General features: G+C 69.4%; 17 protein-coding genes. 8 read left to right on the forward strand and 9 right to left on the reverse strand.

What is annotated here, in order from left to right; genetic code table 11:
* The first annotated feature begins 62 nt into the window (after window positions 1–62).
* Window positions 63–1,238 (forward strand): amino acid deaminase/aldolase, encoded by a 1,176-nt coding sequence (locus ACIBH2_RS17490; RefSeq protein WP_397118539.1) that lies wholly within the window; start codon window positions 63–65, stop codon window positions 1,236–1,238.
* An 8-nt stretch (window positions 1,239–1,246) separates the two neighbouring features.
* On the opposite strand, the gene ACIBH2_RS17495 is transcribed toward ACIBH2_RS17490, so the two are convergent.
* Entirely contained in the window at window positions 1,247–5,395 is a 4,149-nt protein-coding gene (locus tag ACIBH2_RS17495) for an AAA domain-containing protein (protein ID WP_397118541.1), read from the reverse strand.
* 324 nt (window positions 5,396–5,719) lie between these two features.
* On the opposite strand from ACIBH2_RS17495, the gene ACIBH2_RS17500 reads away from it, so the two are divergent.
* Window positions 5,720–6,544 (forward strand): alpha/beta hydrolase, encoded by an 825-nt coding sequence (locus ACIBH2_RS17500; RefSeq protein ID WP_397118543.1) that lies wholly within the window; start codon window positions 5,720–5,722, stop codon window positions 6,542–6,544.
* 55 nt (window positions 6,545–6,599) lie between these two features.
* Window positions 6,600–7,136 carry a gamma carbonic anhydrase family protein gene (locus ACIBH2_RS17505; protein WP_397118545.1) on the forward strand — a complete coding sequence of 179 codons (537 nt, stop codon included), beginning with the start codon at window positions 6,600–6,602 and terminating at the stop codon, window positions 7,134–7,136.
* Here ACIBH2_RS17505 and ACIBH2_RS17510 read toward each other — a convergent pair.
* Complete coding sequence (locus tag ACIBH2_RS17510; protein WP_397118547.1) at window positions 7,127–7,777, reverse strand: phosphoribosyltransferase; 651 nt, start codon at window positions 7,775–7,777, stop codon at window positions 7,127–7,129. The two genes, ACIBH2_RS17505 and ACIBH2_RS17510, sit on opposite strands and share 10 nt — an antisense overlap.
* A 54-nt stretch (window positions 7,778–7,831) precedes the next feature.
* Window positions 7,832–8,704 carry a carbon-nitrogen hydrolase family protein gene (locus ACIBH2_RS17515; protein ID WP_397120821.1) on the reverse strand — a complete coding sequence of 291 codons (873 nt, stop codon included), beginning with the start codon at window positions 8,702–8,704 and terminating at the stop codon, window positions 7,832–7,834.
* A 293-nt stretch (window positions 8,705–8,997) separates the two neighbouring features.
* Between ACIBH2_RS17515 and ACIBH2_RS17520 the strand changes: the two genes are divergently transcribed.
* Window positions 8,998–10,788 carry a DEAD/DEAH box helicase gene (locus ACIBH2_RS17520; RefSeq protein ID WP_397118549.1) on the forward strand — a complete coding sequence of 597 codons (1,791 nt, stop codon included), beginning with the start codon at window positions 8,998–9,000 and terminating at the stop codon, window positions 10,786–10,788.
* A 126-nt stretch (window positions 10,789–10,914) separates the two neighbouring features.
* Here the strand turns inward: ACIBH2_RS17520 and ACIBH2_RS17525 are convergent, their stop codons facing one another.
* Window positions 10,915–11,631 carry a hypothetical protein gene (locus ACIBH2_RS17525; RefSeq protein WP_397118551.1) on the reverse strand — a complete coding sequence of 239 codons (717 nt, stop codon included), beginning with the start codon at window positions 11,629–11,631 and terminating at the stop codon, window positions 10,915–10,917.
* Between the two features lie 264 nt (window positions 11,632–11,895).
* Here ACIBH2_RS17525 and ACIBH2_RS17530 point away from each other — a divergent pair, with 264 nt between their 5' ends.
* On the forward strand, window positions 11,896–13,065 hold the full coding sequence (locus ACIBH2_RS17530) for an acyl-CoA dehydrogenase family protein (protein WP_397118553.1): 1,170 nt from the start codon (window positions 11,896–11,898) through the stop codon (window positions 13,063–13,065).
* Window positions 13,066–13,074: 9 nt separating this feature from the next.
* Complete coding sequence (locus ACIBH2_RS17535; RefSeq protein ID WP_397118555.1) at window positions 13,075–14,196, forward strand: acyl-CoA dehydrogenase family protein; 1,122 nt, start codon at window positions 13,075–13,077, stop codon at window positions 14,194–14,196.
* A gap of 75 nt (window positions 14,197–14,271) precedes the next feature.
* Here ACIBH2_RS17535 and ACIBH2_RS17540 read toward each other — a convergent pair whose 3' ends face one another.
* Complete coding sequence (locus tag ACIBH2_RS17540; protein WP_397118557.1) at window positions 14,272–14,781, reverse strand: hypothetical protein; 510 nt, start codon at window positions 14,779–14,781, stop codon at window positions 14,272–14,274.
* Window positions 14,782–15,085: 304 nt separating this feature from the next.
* On the opposite strand from ACIBH2_RS17540, the gene ACIBH2_RS17545 reads away from it, so the two are divergent.
* Complete coding sequence (locus ACIBH2_RS17545; protein ID WP_397118559.1) at window positions 15,086–15,337, forward strand: hypothetical protein; 252 nt, start codon at window positions 15,086–15,088, stop codon at window positions 15,335–15,337.
* On the opposite strand, the gene ACIBH2_RS17550 is transcribed toward ACIBH2_RS17545, so the two are convergent.
* From ACIBH2_RS17550 to ACIBH2_RS17565, 4 genes are all read right to left on the reverse strand, one after another.
* Window positions 15,308–15,448: a hypothetical protein gene (locus ACIBH2_RS17550; RefSeq protein ID WP_397118561.1), complete on the reverse strand. Its 141-nt coding sequence runs from the start codon at window positions 15,446–15,448 to the stop codon at window positions 15,308–15,310. The two genes, ACIBH2_RS17545 and ACIBH2_RS17550, sit on opposite strands and share 30 nt — an antisense overlap.
* A gap of 121 nt (window positions 15,449–15,569) precedes the next feature.
* Window positions 15,570–16,481 carry a hydroxymethylglutaryl-CoA lyase gene (locus ACIBH2_RS17555; RefSeq protein ID WP_397118563.1) on the reverse strand — a complete coding sequence of 304 codons (912 nt, stop codon included), beginning with the start codon at window positions 16,479–16,481 and terminating at the stop codon, window positions 15,570–15,572.
* A complete protein-coding gene (locus tag ACIBH2_RS17560; RefSeq protein WP_397118565.1) occupies window positions 16,481–17,689 on the reverse strand; it encodes a CaiB/BaiF CoA transferase family protein in 1,209 nt (402 codons plus the stop codon). Before ACIBH2_RS17560 ends, ACIBH2_RS17555 begins: the two co-directional genes overlap by 1 nt.
* A 31-nt stretch (window positions 17,690–17,720) precedes the next feature.
* Window positions 17,721–18,338 (reverse strand): TetR/AcrR family transcriptional regulator, encoded by a 618-nt coding sequence (locus ACIBH2_RS17565; RefSeq protein WP_397118567.1) that lies wholly within the window; start codon window positions 18,336–18,338, stop codon window positions 17,721–17,723.
* A 57-nt stretch (window positions 18,339–18,395) separates the two neighbouring features.
* On the opposite strand from ACIBH2_RS17565, the gene ACIBH2_RS17570 reads away from it, so the two are divergent.
* Window positions 18,396–19,664 (forward strand): FAD-dependent oxidoreductase, encoded by a 1,269-nt coding sequence (locus tag ACIBH2_RS17570; RefSeq protein WP_397118569.1) that lies wholly within the window; start codon window positions 18,396–18,398, stop codon window positions 19,662–19,664.
* The last annotated feature ends 34 nt before the right edge of the window (window positions 19,665–19,698 follow it).

A 19,698-nucleotide genomic window follows, 5' to 3' on the forward strand; every position in this document is an offset into this window, starting at 1 on the left:
AGCGGGGATTTCGCGGGCCGGAATGCTGGACGCATGACCAGTTTCGTGGTTGAGTTGACGGTGTGACCGATCCGTCGCCGATCAGCGGGCTGCACGCGGCCACCGCCGATCTGGACCCGCCGCTGGCAGCCGTCGACCTGGGCGCGCTGCGCGCCAATGCCGCCGATCTGGTGCGGCGCGCGCGTGGGGTGCCGATTCGGGTGGCGAGCAAATCCGTACGCTGCCGGGCCGTGCTCGAAGAGGTGCTCGGCAAGGAGCTCACCGCCTCCGGCGGCTTCGCCGGAATCATGGGGTACTCCCTCGCCGAGGCCATCTGGCTGGTGCGCGAGGGTGCGCGCGACATCCTGCTCGGCTATCCGACCGCCGACCGGCACGCGCTGGCCGAACTGGCCGCCGACCCCACGCTGCGGGAGTCGATCACGCTCATGATCGACGATGTCGATCAGCTCGATCTGATTCGCGCCGCCGTCGGCAGCGATCATGTGCATCCGCGCGTCTGTATCGATGTCGATGCCTCGCTGCGGATCGGCCCGCTGCACCTGGGCGTGCGCCGCTCCCCGATACGCATGCCGGAGCAGGCCGCCGCCCTGGCCACCGAGGCCGTGCGTCGCGGCTTCGACGTGGTCGGCGTCATGACCTACGAAGCCCAGATCGCCGGGCTGCCCGATACCAATCCCGCTGTGCGCCTGGTGAAGAAGGCCAGTGCCGCCGAGATCGCCAAGCGCCGCCGCGCGGTGCTCGACGCGGTGCGCTCCGCGATCGGCGAATTGGAGATCGTGAACAGCGGCGGCACCGGCTCCATCGAGGTGAGCATCAGCGATCCCGATGTCACCGAGGTGACCGCCGGGTCCGGGCTCTACCTGCCCACGCTCTTCGACGGCTACCGCAATCTGGCTCCGCGGCCGTCGATGTACTTCGCGCTGCCGGTGCTGCGCCGCCCCGCCGACGGTATCGCCACCGCGTTCTCCGGCGGGTACATCGCCTCCGGCCCGGCCGGTGCGGCGCGCGTCCCGAAACCGGTGTGGCCCTTGGGTTTGAAGCTCATCGGCACCGAGGGCGCGGGTGAGGTCCAGACGCCGCTGACGGGTGCGAAGGATCTGCGCATCGGCGATCGGGTGTGGTTCCGGCACGCCAAGGCGGGCGAGCTGTGCGAACGCTTCACCGAAATTCACCTGGTGGAGAACGAGACTCGCACCACGGTGCCCACCTATCGCGGCGAAGGCAAGTGCTTCGGCTGACGGCCGGGTTACACGCGGTCCAGCTGTAGGAAGGCGGCGAGGTCCGCCAATTCCGCTGTGCCCGTGGGCAAGTACTCGGTGAGCAAGGGCGAGCGGATGATCATGGCCGACCACATGGCGCGGGATATGGCGCTGGTCAGCCAATGGCGCGAGACGAGGGGCGCGACGCCGTGCGGCGCGTCCTTGGGGGCCGAGGTGGTCATGGAGACCAGCACCACGGCGGCCTCGCGGCCCTGGAAATGGTCGGGGGTGCCGACCAGGACGTCTTCGATTCGCGCGCGGGACAACAGGGTTCGGATCCGCGCGACCTGCGCGTGGTAGGGCGCGACCACCAGGATGTCGTGCGGGTGCAGGCGGCGGGTGACCGCGCCGGTGTGCCAGGGCAGGCCGAGCAGTGTGCGCACCTGGCGCACGACCTCCCGGGCCTCCTCGGCGGATTCGGTGGCATTGTTGTGGTGTTCCACCGTGATGGTGCGAACGCCCGGCGGCACGCCGTCGAGTTCCCTTGCCAGGGTGACGGTTTCATTGGAGCGCAACCGATTGTCGTAGCGCAGGCGCGACACCGGGCCGCACATGCGCGGATGCATGCGCCAGGTGCGGTCCAGGAAGTAGCCGTAGTCGGCGGGCAGGGTGCGGTGCGGGCCGACCAGCCAGCCGAGAGCCGCCTCGCCCACCGGTGCCGGATGCGCGCCGTGCCCGGTGGCGGGCGCGGGATCGCCTACCAGCAACAGGTTTCGGGCGCTGACGGTCACCGCGACGGTGTCGGCGAGCGGGAAGCGTCCGGCGTCGGCGACGACCAGCAGGTCGAGGCTCTCGCGGGGAATCCGTTGGGGATCGACGAAATCGTCGGGCAGCCCGCCCACGACACAGCCGTTCACCGCGTTGTCGAGGAAGCGCTCGTAGCGGTCGGCGTCGATGCCGAGCCATTCCGGTGCGACGGTCTGGGCCTCCGACTTGGCCACCAGTTCCGGCAGCACCCCGACGCGCACCACGGCGTCGAGTAGATGCTCCACCGCCTTGTGCGAGCGCGCCACCACGCCGACGCGCCACTTGTACCGCGTCACAAGGCGTTCCACCACGCGGGCGGCGGTATCGGTCTTGCCGGTGCCGGGCGGGCCCTGGATGGCGATATAGGAGTCGTCGAGGTCCAGGACCGCGGCGGTGACGGCGGCGGCATGGTCGCCGAACACCTCCGGCAGCACCTGTCCGGTCGCGAGCCGGGGCGGGCGGCGGCACAGCAGGTCGAAGGTGGCGGTGCGCGGCACCTCCGGCAGCGTTACCAGCAGGTCGTGCGCCACCTCCTCGATGGCGTCCTCGAGCCAGTCCTGGCGGCTGGGCGGGAACGGGGCGATGGCCGAGGGCAGTTCGTCGTAGGGGTCGCAGCCCTCCGGCAGGAACTCCACCACGCGCACCACATCGTCGAAATTGGTGTCCAGCGCGCAGCCGAGGACGGTCGCCCGGGCGAGGGCGCGGCGGCCCGGCATGGCGGGCAGATCCCGGGCCGGACGGTCGTAGAGGGTGACCACGGGTGTGCCCGGCGGGGGTGCGTTGCCGGTGCCGAGTCTGCCGGTGAGGGTGAGGTAGCGGCGCATCGGGCGCTGAATCGTGGTGTGCCAGTCGGTGTCCACGGTGCCCCAGTCGGCGATGAGCACGCCGGGGGTGTCGGCCCATTCCTCGACGGGGAGGTCGAGGCGGTCGGCGTGCGCCCAGCGTAGGGGCTGGCGTTCGCGGCGGTGGTAGCCGAGGGCGGCGGCGGTCATGGCGGCGGCGAGGCGGGCTTCGTCGCGCTGGCGCGGGCTGGTGTAGAGCTCCTGGCCGTCCTCGGAACGCGGTGTGGCGCCGGTGGTCTCGGCGTTCGCGAATTCTCGCAGCGCGGCCTCGATGGCGGCGGGCGGCGGCTCGGCGACGCTCGGATCGGGGCGTCCCAGTGGGCGGATGTCGTGGGCCTCGGCCAGTTCGAGCAGCCAGTCGCGCAGGCGCGCCACGGCTACCCAGTCACCGACGAATTCCCTGAGGGCATTGTCGATTTCGGGTTCGTCGTCGGGGGAATCCGGTGTCGCGGCGGTGGCGGAGCCGGTCTCGGTGAGCGCGGTCGAATCCGAAGCCTCGCTCGGATGCGCCGGTGTCTCGGCCGCCAGGTCCAGTTTCGCCAGTGCGGCCGCGTGCAATTCGGCGAGGGCGGCGGGATCCAGGTCCGCCAGGGCGGCCATGCGGTTGTCGTCGTCTTCGGTTCGGACGGCGTGGTCGAGGACGGCCACCGCCGTGCCGCCGTGGCTCGGCAGGGGAGTGGGGCGGTGGTCCGGTGCCGGGCGGTCGAGGGGAGTGGACTCGTCCTCGTCGGCGGGCCAGGCGTCGTCGAACTCGTTGGGCCCGAACTGGTTCGGGGGCAGGTGGGGCAGGGCGTAGGAGCGTTCGCCGACCAGCAGCGCCGCGCGCACGATCGGGTAGAGGTCGACCAGTAGCGGCAGTAGGGCGGCGACTATGTCCTCGCCGTCGGGGTGTGGTTCGGCCAGATCGGTGAGCAGCGCGCGCAATCCGCCCCGGTAGTGGTGAATACGCAGGCCCGGATGGTTCCACTGCCATTCGGCGAGGAAGTCGAGCAGGGCGATGGCCTGATCGTCCACCGAAACCTGTTGTGCGGCAGGAGATTCACCGCGTTGGCGATCCGCCGCGTCGCGAATCATGAAGCCGCGGAAGATATTCTCCGGCTCACCGGAACCGATGGTCACCAGCAGATCGGGGGAGGGTTGGCCGCCCGGCGTGGTGACCGACACGAACAGATCGCCCGGCGTCGGCGCGGGCAAGCCGCTGAGCGCCGCGGCATCGAACACGGTGTAGATGGGGTGACCCGTATGTTCCCGATGCAGCTGCAATTCGGCCTGGCGGCGCAGCGCCGTGAAAGTGGGTGCGGGCACCCCGCTGACCGTCACGTCGGCGGCCGCGAGCCGATCCACGGTGGTGATCCCGGCATCCCGCAGCTGTGCCCGCACCGCCGGGCGCATTCCGGCGACCAACAACAGATCCCGCCGCGACTCCAGTTCCGCGGTGCACGCCGCGCACTGGCCGCACGCGAGAAACCGCCGGTCTCCCCACTGCACCGGCAGCAGCTCGTTGAGCTTCGCCTCCAGGATCATCTCCAGCCGCTCCCGGCGCGCCCGGTAGACGATGGCGATATCGGCCAGCGGCTGGTCGACGGTTCCGCCCTCCACCCACAGCCGACCATGCGGTGCGGCCCGAAAACCGTTCCGCCCCAGCACATCCGCGAATGCCGCCTGCTCCAACAGCGCGGTGATGCGCCCCCGCCGACCAGCGAGCCCGGCAGTCAGATAGTCGTGCGTCTCCGGGGCCCCGTCTCGCAGCAGGAAATCGCAGGACACCGCGAACGCGCCATCGAACAACACCGGCCCGGCAATGGCCTCGGCCCCGCCCCGCAACGCCGCCACCGTCTGCTCGTGCGCCACCGCCAACGCCGCGACGATCTCCTCCGGATCGGAAAGAGCGGCGGCAGTGGCGAATTCGGCCGCACCAGCCTCTCGTGTCAGATCGCTGTCTCGCGCCGGATCGGTGGCGCGCACCCCGCCGCCTCGGGCCCCACTGGCGTCTGGTGTCGAGCGGCTGTCGCGCGCTGGACCGCCTTCCCGCATCACGTCGTCGTCCCGCATCCCGGCGCTTGGGGCTCTACTGGGCTCGGGTGTGGAGCGGCTGTCGCGCGCCGGATCGCCGTCCCGCATCGGGTCGGCGACTGTCGTCGAGACGCTCTGCCTCGCCGCGCTGCCATCGCGACGCTGAGTGGGATCGTCGGACGGGGCCGCGCCGGAGTGCGGTGCCGGATCTCCAGGCGTGTGCCCTGCGGGATCGGAATGTCGAGTGGCGCTGGGGTGTTGTGGCGGAGCTGGTTCCGGCTGTGCGGGGTCCGTGGGAGTCGCGTGGGGGAGGCGGATGCGGACCACGGTGTCGCCGTGGCGGTCGCGTAGGTCGGCGAGGCGGTGTTCGCGGGCGTCGTCCGCCGGGCGCGGCAGAACGCCGGGCGACTGGTAGGCCACCGGGGCTACCAGGCCCAGTCCGGCATCGAGCGCGCGCAGCAGCGCGAACTCACAGCGCGCCGCTTCCACCAGATCACCGGTGCTGCACACGACGCGATCACCGAACAGAATCAATCGCGGCCCTCCTGTGTCTTGCTCGCCGACACCCGCACCCGGTCCACACGCCGTCGTGCCGAGTCGCGCAACAGCGTAGTGAGTGGGAGCGGCGTGGTGTGTTGCCAGGTGGGGCCGGGGCCCGCCGCCCGCCGCGCCCACTGCGCCGCATGTCACCGGCGGTGTGTGGGCGTCGTTGCGGGACAACACGACTCGTCGGCCCGCCGCGCCCGCCCGGCCGCGTTCCCCGCCGCCGGGCCGATCAAACCGCACCACCCATTCCGGCGTGTCGCACCGCGTGCCGACCGTCCGAGCCCCGCCGCGGCGGTTTGCGACAATCACCGAATGCCCTACTTCGATGGCCCTCGCGGACGCCTGCACTACCGCCGCCGACCCATCGACCACGCCACCGCGACCCTCGCCCTCCTCCCCGGAACAGGCCAGCACAGCGGTCATTACCACCGCTTCGCCCGCACCCTGGCCGAGTCCGGAATCGAACTGTGGACCCTGGACACCTCCGGCCACGGCCTCAGCGAAGGCGACCCGAACCGCCCCGGCACCCTGCCCCAACTGGCCGCCGACGCTCACGCCTTCCTCGCCGAAATCCGGACAAATACCCCGAAACCCCTGTTCCTCATGGGACATTCGCTCGGCGCGGCCACCGCCTTGGCCACGCTGGCCGCACCCGAACCGGCCATAGCGGGCCTGGTGCTGTGCGGTACCCCGAAGGCGGTCTTCGACGGCGAACCGCCCAAATCCGCTCGCGGAGAAGACGACGCGCCCGCCAGGTCGCGCGGAGTAGGCGCTCCGGCGCATGTAGCCCCACCGTCCGCGCGCCCCGACGATGCCGCGGCGGATCACCATTCCACCTACGCGAGGCACGATGCCGCGGCGGATCACCGTGCCGCCCACGCGAGGCGCGAACCCACAGCCAGCCAAACCCCCCGCGGGCCCGCCGCGATCGAGCTCCCGGACGGTCTTCCCGTCTTGGTGGTCCACGGCGTCGACGACCGCCGCGCCCCGATCGACCACGTGCGCCAATGGTCAACTCGCGCCCCCGTCGATCTCCGCGAGTACGCCGACGCGGGCCACGACCTTCTGCACGAGCCGATCCACTCCCGCGTCACCGCCGACATCTCCGACTGGATCGCCGCGGTTGGCCACGGCTGACGTCGCCCGGCGGAAGCTCGACCATTCACCCCCGCAGCCATTTACGGTGTAAGACGTGCCACTGTACGAATTCGAAGGTAAGCGCCCCAGGGTGGATCCGACCGCGTTCATCGCGCCCACGGCCACACTCATCGGTGATGTCCGCGTCGAGGCGGGAGCGTCTGTTTGGTACGGCGCGGTGCTGCGCGGGGACTGCGGCCCGATCATCGTCCGCGAGCGGGCCAATGTGCAGGACAACTCGGTGGTGCACGGCCCGCCGGAGGTGACGGTGGAGATCGGCCCCGGCGCGACCATCGCGCACAGCGTGGTGTTCCACGGCGCGAGCGTCGGCGCGGAATCCATTGTGGGCAACGGCACCACGGTGCTCGATATGGCCACCATCGGCGCGGGTTCCATGATCGCCGCGCACTCGCTGGTCGCACCCGGTACCGAGATTCCCGACGGTGTGCTCGCCGCGGGTGCCCCCGCGCAGGTGAAGCGGCCCATCGCGGGCACCTCCGCCGAGGGCTGGGTGAAACTCAACCCGGTCTACTACGCCGAACTCGCCCAACGCCATCGCAAAGGCATCAGCGAGATCACCGATCAGACCTGACCGCCGTCGCCCGACGCCTCGCGCAGCAGCCCCAGCACTTCCGCATCGGTGAGCTGGTGGAAATCCTCGTACGCCCCACCCACACCGCCGAGAAATCGCGGCACCAGCGGACACACCGTCTCGTCCGCCAGGGCCTGAATGCGGTGCAGCGCTTCGGAAGACGAGACCGGAATCGCCACCACCACCCGTCGCGGCTCGTGTATGCGCGCGATCTGGCACCCGACCGCGACGGTCGCCCCCGTGGCCATACCGTCGTCGACGATCACCACCGTGCGCCCCTTCATCGGAACCGGCGGGGCCGCATCGCGCAGCAGCTGACGGCGGCGTTCGAGTTCGGCCCGTTCGAGATTCTCGATATCGGCGATCTGCGCCTCGGTGACACCGGTGTGCCGCACCACATCGTCATTGAGCACCCGGACCCCGTCCTCGCCGATGGCACCCATGGCGAGCTCCGGCTGCCACGGCACGCCCAGCTTGCGCACCAGCAGCACATCGAGGTCCCCGCCGATCTCCGCGCGCACCGCCACGGCCACCGGGACCCCGCCCCGGGGCAGTCCCAGGACCAGCGGATCCGCCGCGCGCAGGTGTCGAAGCGATCCACCCAGCGCGCGACCGGCGGCGACTCGATCCGGATAGATCATCGCGGTCCAGTCTAGGCCCGCACCCGAAACCGCAGGTCGTTTCGCTGCCGGTGGTTACGCCGGGCGAATCTCGTACCGGCGCAGCGACAGGCTGGGGTTCGCGGCGCGCACCTGCGCGACATGGTCGAGATCGATCCGGGCGGTGGCGATACCCGCGTGCTCACCGAGTTCGGCGACCACCGAGCCATTGGGATCCACGATCATCGACGACCCCGCCCCCTTGGGCGCGGCCTGATCTGCGGCGGCCACGTACATGGTGTTCTCGATGGCCCGCGCCCGCAGCAGCGTCGTCCACTGGTCGACCTTGCCGGGCCCCGGAATCCACTGCGCGGGCAGCAGCAACACCTGCGCCCCGGCGGCGGCGATCAGCCGACAGCCCTCGGGAAAGCGCAGGTCGAAGCAGATCTGCATCCCGAAGGTGACCCCGTCGACGGTGAAGATCGGCGGGTTCTCGAGCGGCCCGGGCAGCACCACCTCCGACTCCCGGAACCCGAACGCGTCGTAGAGGTGCGCCTTGCGGTACACGGCCGCGAACTCCGCCTCTGGCGAGGCGGCCACCAGGGTGTTGTAGATCCGGTCCGCGGGCAGCTCGCCCCCGGGAGCCTCCGCCACGCCCGCCACCAGATACACCCCGAATTCGGCTGCGATACCACGCAATCCGCTCACGAACGGCCCGGTCAGCGGCTCCGCCACCGCCACCACCCGCTCATCGAGCCGGGTCACCGCGTACATGGAGTACTCGGGCGCGACCACCACCCGCGCCCCGAGTTCACTGGCGGCGCGCACCTCCTCGCGCAGCGCCGCGAGATTGGCCTCGACATCGGTGCCGGGACCGAATTGGATCACCGCGATATCCACCGCGGGCGCGGCCGAGGGGGCTTCGGCCGCGTGCACGGCGGCCGCCGGTTCGTGGGCAATGGCGCTCATGCTCCCAGAACTACCCGATTCCGGCCCGGGAGCGATACCGGTCACGTAATTTCGCACCGGCGGGCTGGTGCGCGCGGGTGTCTCGCCCAGCCCGGTGACGGCGGTATCGGGCGTGTCGATCGGCCCGCCCACCCGGGTGGGAGCGCTGTTCGCGGCGGTGCCGAGATCGGGTGCGGGGACAGCGGATTCGGACACGGTGGCCGAGGCCATGGGCGGGTTGTCCGGTTGCATAGGTCTCACCGTATTGGCCCGATGGTCGGGGTGACCACCATAGAGCAGTAAAGTAATGGCTAATGAGCACCTCACCGGCCGACAGCGTTTCGATCGACGACGAGAGGGACGCAACCGGCCCGTCCTTCGCTGATCTGGGCATCGATGACCGCATTCTGCGGGCCATCGCCGATGTCGGCTATGAATCTCCGTCGCCGATTCAGGCCGCGACGATTCCGCCGCTTCTGGACGGCGCGGATGTGGTGGGGCTCGCGCAGACGGGTACCGGCAAGACCGCCGCCTTCGCCATTCCGGTCCTCATGGGCCTGCAAGTCTCGGGCAAATCGCCGCGCGCGCTGGTGCTGGCTCCCACCCGTGAGCTGGCCATCCAGGTCGCCGAGGCCTTCGAGCGCTACTCGACGCACATGCCCGAGCTGCACGTGCTGCCCATCTACGGCGGCCAGAACTACGCGGTGCAGCTCTCGGGTCTGCGGCGCGGCGCGCAGGTCGTGGTCGGCACGCCGGGCCGAGTCATCGACCATCTCGAGCGCGGCACCCTCGACCTGACCCAGCTGCAGTACCTGGTCCTCGACGAGGCCGACGAGATGCTGAAGATGGGTTTCCAGGACGATGTGGAACGCATCCTGCGCGACACCCCGGCGGAGAAGCAGGTGGCGCTGTTCTCGGCGACCATGCCGACCGCCATTCGCAAGATCTCCAAGCAGTACCTGAAGGATCCGGTCGAGATCACGGTCAAGACCAAGACCTCGACCAACACCAATATCTCCCAGCGCTATGTGCAGGTCTCCTACCAGCGCAAGCTGGACGCGCTGACCCGCATCCTCGAGGTCGAGACCTTCGAGGCCATGATCATCTTCGTGCGCACCAAGCAGGCCACCGAAGAGCTGGCCGAAAAGCTGCGCGCCCGGGGCTACTCCGCCGCCGCCATCAATGGCGACATCGTGCAGGCCCAGCGTGAGCGCACCATCGGACAGCTGAAGTCGGGCGCGCTCGACATTCTGGTCGCCACCGATGTCGCCGCCCGCGGCCTCGACGTGGAGCGCATCTCGCATGTCGTGAACTACGACATCCCGCACGACACCGAGTCCTACGTGCACCGCATCGGCCGCACCGGCCGCGCGGGCCGCAGCGGCGAGGCGCTGCTGTTCGTGGCCCCGCGCGAGCGTCGCCTGCTCGACGCCATCGAGCGTGCCACCCGCCAGCCGCTCACCGAGATGCAGCTGCCCAGCGTCGACGACGTGAACGCCCAGCGTGTCGCCAAATTCGGCGACACCATCACCGAGAATCTGGCCTCGGACAATCTGGCGCTGTTCCGCAAGCTCATCGAGGACTACGAGCGCGAGCACAACATCCCGCTGGTGGATATCGCCGCCGCGCTGGCCATCGGCTCCTACGACGGCGACAACTTCTTCATGGAGCCGGATCCGGAACCGGTGAAACGGGAACCGCGCGAACGCGGTTCGCGCACCTTCGAGGGCGACCGGCCGCGCCGCGAGGGCCCGTCGAAGCACCGCCAGACCGGTGCCGACATGGCCACCTACCGCATCGCGGTCGGCAAGCGCCACAAGGTCGCCCCCGGCGCCATCGTCGGCGCCATCGCCAACGAGGGCGGCCTGCGCCGCAGCGATTTCGGCCATATCAGCATTCGTCCCGACCACAGCCTGGTGGAGCTGCCCGCCGACCTGTCCTCGGAGACTCTGGACGCGCTGCGCCGCACCCGCATCAGCGGCCAGCTCATCCAGCTCCAGCTGGACTCCGGCCCGCCCGGACAGCGCTCGTTCGCCCGCGCCCCGCACCGCCGCGACACCCGCGACGGCAAGCCGCGCTACGAACGCCGCAAACCCCGCGCCTGACGAACGAAGCCGCCCCGCTCCTCACCCGAGAAGCGGGGCGGCTCCGCATATCCCCTCTGGACATGCGATCACCAGGTCATGGTGGCGGCAACGTGCGAGAGCCCGCCGCCATCAGTACCTGGTCGATCAGTTGGCGGCCGGTGGGGCGCCGGAGCCCGAGTCGGCGGGAGCCGCTGGGGCGGGGGTGTTTTCGGGGGCGGGGGCTTCGGTGGGCGGCGGCGGGGGGAGGTCCGGGACGTTGAAGAGGCCGACGGTCGGGGTGACCAGGCAGCGCGCGCCGGGGTAGTCGATGGTGCCCCAGAGCGAGGCGATCACATTGCCCGGGCCGCTGTCGACGGTCTTGGACAGGCTCGCGATGCCGTACTCGGTGAGGTCGTCGAGCATGTTGATGCCGCTGCGGCCATTGTTCACATTCAGCCAGACCACGGTCAGCCCGGAGGCCAGCGGCATGCCGGAATGCGCTGTGACAGCTTGGAATCGGAGCGTTCCGGGGATGGCACCGAGGCTGCCCGGCGTGCCGCCCGCCACGGCGGAGGCGGCGGTCAGGGTCAGCGGGATGTCGTGCCCGCAGCCGAGGGTGGGGGCCTGGTAGGCGAACGGCGCGAAGGCCACATTGCCGAGTTTCGCGGCGGTGACGAGCTGCGCTGTCTTGACGGTGGAGGCCACCGCGGCCTTGGCGTCGGCATCGTCCCCGGCGGCCGCGGTGAGCTGCTCGATACCGAGTTCGACGGGCGTCTTCGGCGCGGGCTCGGGCTCGGCGTGGGCGAGTGTGGTCGTGCCGAGCATCGCGGTGGCCGCGATGGCGGCCGCGGACGCGGCGCGGCGGAAGGTCCTGCCGTTCACTGGGTGCTGCTCCTCGGTCGATACCGGGGCGCGCGCCCGCCTGCTGGCATCGCGTTCCGGCGGTGCGCGGGCGGGGTGCGCCGATCCTTCCGCAAACTACCAGCCCGTTGTCGGGCGCGTGAGACGAGCCGCCCCGTCGGTGTGACCCACGTGGCAGGTGCTCCTGTTACCCAATGGTAGGTTTGAGACACCCAACAAGTCGTGTCTTTTACCGGGGGCGCTCCGGAAGGCACGCGAGACAACGGCGAACGCCTGGGAGATGCGATGAAGCTTGCCCTCTCACCCGATGAGGTGAAATTCCGGGACGAACTGCGCGAGTTCTACCGGACCAAGATTCCCGCGGAGATCCGCGACCGTGTGAAGTACGGCCGCGAGCTATCCCGCGAGGACATCGTCACCACGCACCGAATCCTCAACGAGCACGGCTACGCGGTGCCCAAGTGGCCGGTGCAGTGGGGTGGCCGGGACTGGTCGCCCATGCAGCTGCACATCTGGGAAGACGAGATGCAGCTGGCCTCGGTCCCCGAGCCGCTCACCTTCAACGCCCAGATGATCGGCCCGGTCATCGCCCAGTTCGGTTCCGAGGAGCTCAAGCAGCGCTTCCTCCCGCCGACCGCGAATCTCGACATCTGGTGGTGCCAGGGCTTCTCCGAGCCCGACGCCGGATCGGACCTGGCCTCGCTGCGCACCACCGCGGTGCGCGACGGCGACGACTACATCGTTAATGGCCAGAAGATCTGGACCACCCTCGCCCAGCACGCCGACTGGATCTTCTGCCTGGTGCGCACCGACCCGAATGCCAAGAAGCAGGCGGGTATCTCGATGCTGCTCTTCGATGTGAACTCCCCGGGCGTGACCATTCGCCCGATCAAGCTCATCGACGGTCACCACGAGGTCAACGAGGTCTTCTTCGAGAACGTCCGGGTGCCCGCCGATCAGCTGGTCGGCGAGGAGAACATGGGCTGGACCTACGCCAAGTTCCTGCTCGGCAACGAGCGCACCGGCATCACCGGCGTCGGCCGCACCAAGGTCAAGCTCGGCCTGGCCAAAGAGTATGCGGCACAGACCAAGTCGGGCAACGGCACGCTGCTGGACGATCCGATCTTCGCCGCCCGCGTGGCCGAGCTGGAGAACGAACTGCTGGCCCTGGAGCTGACCCTCATGCGAGTGGTTTCCAAACCCCTGGACGGCAAGCCGAATCCGGCCTCCTCGGTGCTCAAGCTGCGCGGTACCGAACTGCAGCAGGCCGCCACCGAACTGCTCATGGATATCGCCGGACCCGACGCGCTGCCGGTGCACGCCGCCGACATCGCCTCCCCGGAGTGGGCGCAGATCACCGGCCCCACCTACCTCAACTACCGCAAGACCAGCATCTACGGAGGGTCGAACGAGGTGCAGCGCACCATCATCGCCTCCACCATCCTCGGATTGTGAGCCGCCGCCATGGATTTCGAACTCACCGATGAACAGCTCATGCTTCGCGATACGGTCCGCGACCTGTTGGCGCGCACCTACGACGCGGAGACCCGGGTGAAGATCACCGACACCGATCTCGGCTGGAGCCGCGAGATCTGGCGCCAGCTCGCCGAATTGGGTGTGCTGGGCCTGGCCTTCAGCGAGGAGGACGGCGGCGTCGGCGCGGGCCCCATCGAGACCATGGTGGTGCTCGAGGAGATCGGCCGCCGCCTGGCCCCCGAACCGCTGCTCGACGCGGTGCTGCTGCCCGGTGCGCTGGTCGCCCGAGTGGGTACCGCCGAACAGCGCCAGGCGGTGCTGCCGGACGTGGTGGGCGGCGAGAAGCTGCTGGCCTTCGCCCACGAAGAGCCCGGAACCCGGTGGCCCGCCACCGAACTCGCCACCACCGCGACCGCGCAGGGCGACGCGTACGTGCTGACCGGGGTCAAGAACCCTGTCCCGCACGGTGATTGCGCCGACCAGCTGGTGGTCAGCGCGGCGCTGCCCGAGGGCGGCGTCGGCCTGTTCCTGGTCGCCGCCGACGCCGCGACCCGCAAGCCGTTCCGCACCTTCGACGGCCGCCGCGGCGCGCAGATCGAATTCGACGCCACCCCCGCCGAACTGCTCGGCACCGGCGGCGACGCCCGGGCGGCGATCGACGAGGCGCTGGTGCACGCCCAGGCCGCGCTGTGCGCCGAATCGCTGGGCGCGATGGAGGAGTCGCTGCGGCTCACCACCGAGTACCTGAAGACGCGCAAGCAGTTCGGCGTCACGCTGTCGAAGTTCCAGACGCTGTCGCAGCGGGCGGCGAACATGTACGTCTCCCTGGAACTGGCGCGCAGCATGAGCTACTACGCCAGCGCGGCCCTGGCCGACGGCACGGTCGATCCGGTGATCGCCTCGCGCACCCGGCTCCAGGTCGGCCGCGGCGCACGGCACATCGGTCAGGAGGCCGTGCAGATGCACGGCGGTATCGGCATCACCACCGAATACCCGGTGAGCCATTACGTGGCACGCCTCACCGCCATCGGCCGCACGCTCGGCGGGGAGCTGGAGCATCTGCGAACCCTCACCGACCGCGTCGCGGAGTACGACCTGGTCGAGATCTGACCCCGGTCCGCCACAACGCACCGCGCCCGTTCCGCATCGGAACGGGCGCGGTTTTTTTTTTCGGGCCGGTGCGGCTTACTCGCCGGAGTCGTCCTCGGGCTCGACCGTCGGACGCTCGGTGGTGGGCTCCGGCGTCTCGATCGTGGTGGTGGGCCGCTCGGTGGTCGTGGTCGGGCGCGGGCGAGTGGTCCGGGTCGGCCGCGGCGTGGTGGGGCGGGTGGTCCGCGTGGTGGATTCGGGCTCGTCGGTGGGTGGTTCGTCGCCTTCGGTGGCGCTCGGTGTCGTATAGGTGCGGCGGGGCGGTTGGTCGGAGGCCACGCGCCAGGTGGGGGAGGGCGGGATCACGACGACCGGGGTGGTGGTGCCGCTGCGGTCGGCGCTCGAATACGTCGGCGCGGCTTGCAGATCGGCGTTCAGCGGCGGTGGCGGCACGTAGGTGTCCTCGCCGCCGATACCGCAGGAACCGATGAGGACGAGGCCGAGCGAGACCGCTCCGGCGGCGGCGACCGCGCCGAGCATGGGCGTGGGCAGCCGCCGATCGCGGAGGTCGTCGCGTGCGTCCGCGCGACTGTTGCTGCCGTCCATCGGTGAGCTCTCCTCATTCGTCTCGAGTGGGGTCACCATAACGGTTGCCGCCGTGCGGGGCCAGGCGGGCGGTCGGTTCGAATTACGCCTCGCGCAGGGCTTTCCGACATCACGAGCGAATCTCAAACAGTAATGATTCACATATCGAATTGGTCAACAGCGCGTGTTGCGCAACCGTGTCGGGTGGACTTTTCGTTGCTGACCCGTAATGTGTGATCGAAGTTACATGTGAGACGCCTGAAATTAGCTGAGTGACGCGCGCGAAGATTGCGCGGATCCGAGGGGCGTCATCTAGGAGTGGATGATGGGAGCTTACTCGACATCCCCGCTTCGCACGGTCGAGCAGCCCGCGGATGCCGCGGCACCGCGACCGCGACGGGTGAGCGAGACTCTGGCCCGGGCGACCGCCTGGTTGATCTTCCTCGGCGGCCTCGTCGGCGCTGGACTGGGAATCGCCGGACTACATGTCGAAATCGCGGTCGCCGGACTGATTCTGGCCTGCACCGCGGGCCTGGTGCTGCTGAAGCTACGGGCCGACGCCCTCGCCGGTCGCTGAGCCGACCTCGGGACCGCTCGCGGTCGTGCTGGGGCCGCTCAGCCCGGTGAGGGCCAGACAGGCGGCGCTCAGGACGGCGATCGCGAACGTGCGAATCTTCGGCTTGGACATACTCTCTCCGCTTCATCGAGCCGTCGGCGCGGTCAGCACCGACCTGAAAGAGCTATCACGCGGCGAGCGGTCGGCGAATGCCCGGAATTACCAGGGCACGAGTTCTCCGGGCAGCGGGAAACTATTCGGTGACAACCCATTCGAAGGCTTTCGCCGTGGATCGCGCGCCCTCCGCCGCGCGGGAGCGATTGGGTTCACCGAGTTCGATCAGCAAACTTTCGGACATCTTGACCAAGTCCGCCAGAACCGTTGGCGTGAACCATTCGGGGCGCGTCGCGAACAGCAGATCCTCGCTGGAGGTATTGCCGCTCGCGCCGGGGGCGAACGGGCAGCCGCCGAGCCCACCCAGTGAGCCGTCCACGACATCCGCACCGGCGGCAATGGCGGCAAGGGAATTCGCCACGCCCATACCCCAGGTGTCATGGCCGTGGAAGACGATGCGGCGCTTCGGGGTTCGCGTGCGTACCGATTCGACAAGGGCCGCAACTTGATTCGGGTACGCCTGGCCGAGGGTGTCGGCGAGCACTATGTCGTCCGCACCGTCGGTGCGCGGATCGGTGGCGATCTCCAGTACCCGGGCGGGATCCACCGGGCCGTCGAACGGGCAGGTGAAAGCCGTTGCCAGACAGAGTTGCACGCGGCCGCCCACCGCGCGGGTCAGGCGCACGGCCTCCGGCATGGCGGCCACGCTGTCCTCGGTGGTGCGGCCGATATTGGCCTTGTTGTGGGCATCGGAGACCGAGAAGCAGTACTGGAAATTGCGGACCCCGACCGCGGCGGCCTTCTCGATATGGCGCGGCGTGGCCACCCACAGCCAGCACCGCCGCAACTCCTCCGGCGTCAGCGCGGCGACCAGCTCCAAGCTGTTGGCCATGGGCGGCACCAGATCCGGCCGGGCCATGGAACCGATCTCGAGTTCGGGGACGCCCGCGGCCAGCAGCCGTCGGACGATCTCGACCTTGCGGTCGGTGGGCAGCACCTTGCCGGTGAGCTGAAGTCCGTCCCGCAGGGTGACGTCGCGCAGGATGGCCATCACCGCACCTCCAAGGCGTCGATCTCGGCCTCCGACATACCGAGCAGACCGGACAGCACCTCGCGGGTGTGTTCGCCCAGATCCGGTCCGACATTGCGGATCGGCAGCGATGCGCCGCCGATGACCGGGACGATGCCGGTGAAGCCCACCTGCTTGGGTTCGGGCTCGCCCACATCCACGGGGAAGGACTGAATCATATTGCGCGCCTTCAGTTGTTCGTCGGTGACGAGGTCGGCGGCGGTGTAGATGGGGCCGCACGGAATGGCGGCCTCCTCGAGGATCTTCAACGCCTCGTCGCGGGTGCGCAGCCGGGTCCATTCGGCGATGGCGGCATCGAGGCGTTCGCGATTGCGCCAGCGCCCGGCATTGTCCTGGAGTTCCGGATCGGCGGCCAGATCGGGGCGGTCGATGACCCGCATGTAGCGCTGGAAAATGGCATCGCCATTGCCGCCGATGATGATGCTGGTGCCATCGCCGCACGGGTAGGCATTACTGGGCGCGATGCCCTCCATGCGCCCGCCGACGCGTTCGCGCTTGATGCCGTAGGCCAGGTAATCGGGCACCAGCGATTCCATGACCGAGAGAATCGACTCGTTCAGCGCGACGTCGATAATGCGCTGCTCCAGGGGAATTCGCTCGACGCGTTCGCGCTGGAACAGGGCCATGACCGTGCCGAAGGCGGCATAGATTCCCGCGATGGAATCGCCGATGGAGACCCCGACGCGCACCGGCGGGCGGTCGGGATCGCCGACCAGTTCCCGCAGCCCGCCGACCGCCTCGGCGACCGCGGCGAATCCGGGGCGCTGTGCGAGAGGGCCGGTCTGTCCGTAGGCGGAGATGCGGGTGATGACGAGATTCGGATTGGCCGCCGACAGCACCTCCGGGCCCAGCCCCCACTTCTCCAACATGCCGGGCCGGAAGTTCTCCAGCAGCACATCGCACTTCGCGATGAGATCGAGGACGACGCGCTTGCCCTCCTCGGTCCGCAGATCCAGCGTGATGGACTTCTTGTTCCGGTTCACGGTGCGGTACAGCATGGAGGTGTCGCCGCCGTACAACCGCCAATTGCGCAGTTCGTCACCGGTTTTCGGCCGCTCCACCTTGATCACCTCGGCCCCGAAGTCGCCGAGTATGCGCCCGGCCGTCGGCGCTGCCACATAATTGCCCAACTCCAGAACCCGCACGCCGTCGAGCGGCCGAATCTCCATGGGAACACGATAGGGCCCCGGGCGATCGGGGTCAGGCGGTCAGGTGCCTGACAATGCGCTGGAGCTGTTCGGTGTAGAGCTGCTGGAACTCCGGTGAATCCGGGCTGAGGCCGGTGACCCGGCGGACGACCTGGGGGAGGACGGTCGGGACCATGGCCGCGCCCATGACGGCCAGGAGGAACGCGCCCGCATCGAGATCGGCGGGCAGCTGTCCCTCGTCCTGGCGGCGGCGCAGGTCCGCGAGGTCCTCGCGGTCGTACTCGGCGGGTGGCGCTCCGGCCGATTCGGCCAACCCCTCCCAGGCGAGCAGGCGACTCATGCGGCGGTCCTCGAAGACCGAGCGCAGGTAGGCGGCGACCAATTCGTCCAGGGACAGATCCGGGAAGGCGAAGCCCGCCTCCTGCTGGAGCCACTGCTCTTGCAGGGCGCGGTACAGGCCGTCCTTGCCGCCGAAATAGTAGGTGATGAGCTGCTTGTTCACCCCCGCCCGATCGGCGATCTCCTGGACGCGAGCGCCCGCGAAACCCTTGTCCGCGAAGACCTCCAGCGCGGCGGCCAGCAGTCGGCGGCGGGTGCGCTCCGCATCGCGCTGCCGTTCCTCGGCCGTCGGCCTGCGCCGCGCGCCGCCCTTGTTCGTCTGTTCGCTCATCGGCCGTAACTGTACTGTCGGTTGACACTATCATCCAAATGGATGACTATTTGAGGCATGTCTCCACGAACCTCCGTCGCCATTGCCGGAGCCGGGCTCGGCGGACTGTGCCTGGCACAGTCGCTGCTGCGCGCCGGATTCGACGTCCACGTCTACGAACGCGACGAATCGGCCCATATTCGCCGCCAGGGCTACCGGATCACCACCGATGAACACGGCATCGACGCGCTGCGGCGCAGTCTGCCGCCGCATCTGTTCGAGTTGTACCTGGCCACCGCGAGCGATCCCAGCGGGGCGGGCTACTTCCGGTTTCTCGACGTCCGCATGCGGTCGGTCTTCACACTCACCTTCGAGGGCGCACCCGGGACGGACCTGCGCACGCCGCGCCAGGCCGACAGGCAGACGCTGCGGGCGCTGCTGCTCTCCGGCCTCGGCGAGCGGGTGCACTTCGGGAAGGCCGCCGAGCGCGTGGACGTCAATGCGGACGGCGCGACGCTGTATTTCACGGACGGGACGGCCGCGACCGCCGACCTGGTGGTGGGGGCGGACGGTGCGAATTCGCCACTGCGTCAGCAACTGCTGCCCGAATGCACACCGACGGCGGCGGGTCTGACCGCGATCTACGGTCGCTCCCGGCTGATACAGGACGGCCGCTCACTGGTGCCCGAAGCGCTGGCGAACAGCGGCGTGCTCTCGATGGGCGCACCCGGCTCATCGTTCTTCTTCACGACCATGAAGTTTCCGGAGCCACCGCGACAGGCGTTCGCGCGCCTGGCTCCGGATCGCGAGGCTCCGGTCGACGACGATTACGTCATGTGGGCAATCAACCTGCCCACCAACGACTTTCCCGCCGACCGCCGACTCGACAGCACGGAACTCCACGACTTGGCCAGGCGCGCGGCCCGCGAATTCCACCCCGTACTACGGCAATTGGTCGACCGCGCCGATATCGACCACACCCTTGCCGTGCCGATGCGCGCCTCCGTGCGACCGCGACGCTGGGCGGCCACACGCGCCACCCTCCTGGGTGACGCCGTACATCTCATGCCGCCGTTCAACGCGCACGGCGGCAATACGGCGCTGCGCGATGCCGCCCTGCTCGGGGAGAAACTGCGGACCGCGGCGGAGCTGGGTGAACCGATCGACAACGCCGTCGCCGCATATCAAGAGGAGATGCTCGACTACGCGTTCAAGGAGGTCGAGGACGCCCTGAAGATGATGTCGCGGGCCACCACCCGCAACCCGATCGTGCGCTGGGGGATGCTGCACGCCGCCCCGTGGGTCAATACGCTGCGGGGTAAGTCGCCGAGGCTGGAGACCGTGTAGCCGCGACGGGACCGGACAGGGCCGAGCCGGGCGC

The sequence above is a fragment of the Nocardia sp. NPDC050406 genome (assembly GCF_044459025.1).
Classification (GTDB): Bacteria; Actinomycetota; Actinomycetes; order Mycobacteriales; family Mycobacteriaceae; genus Nocardia.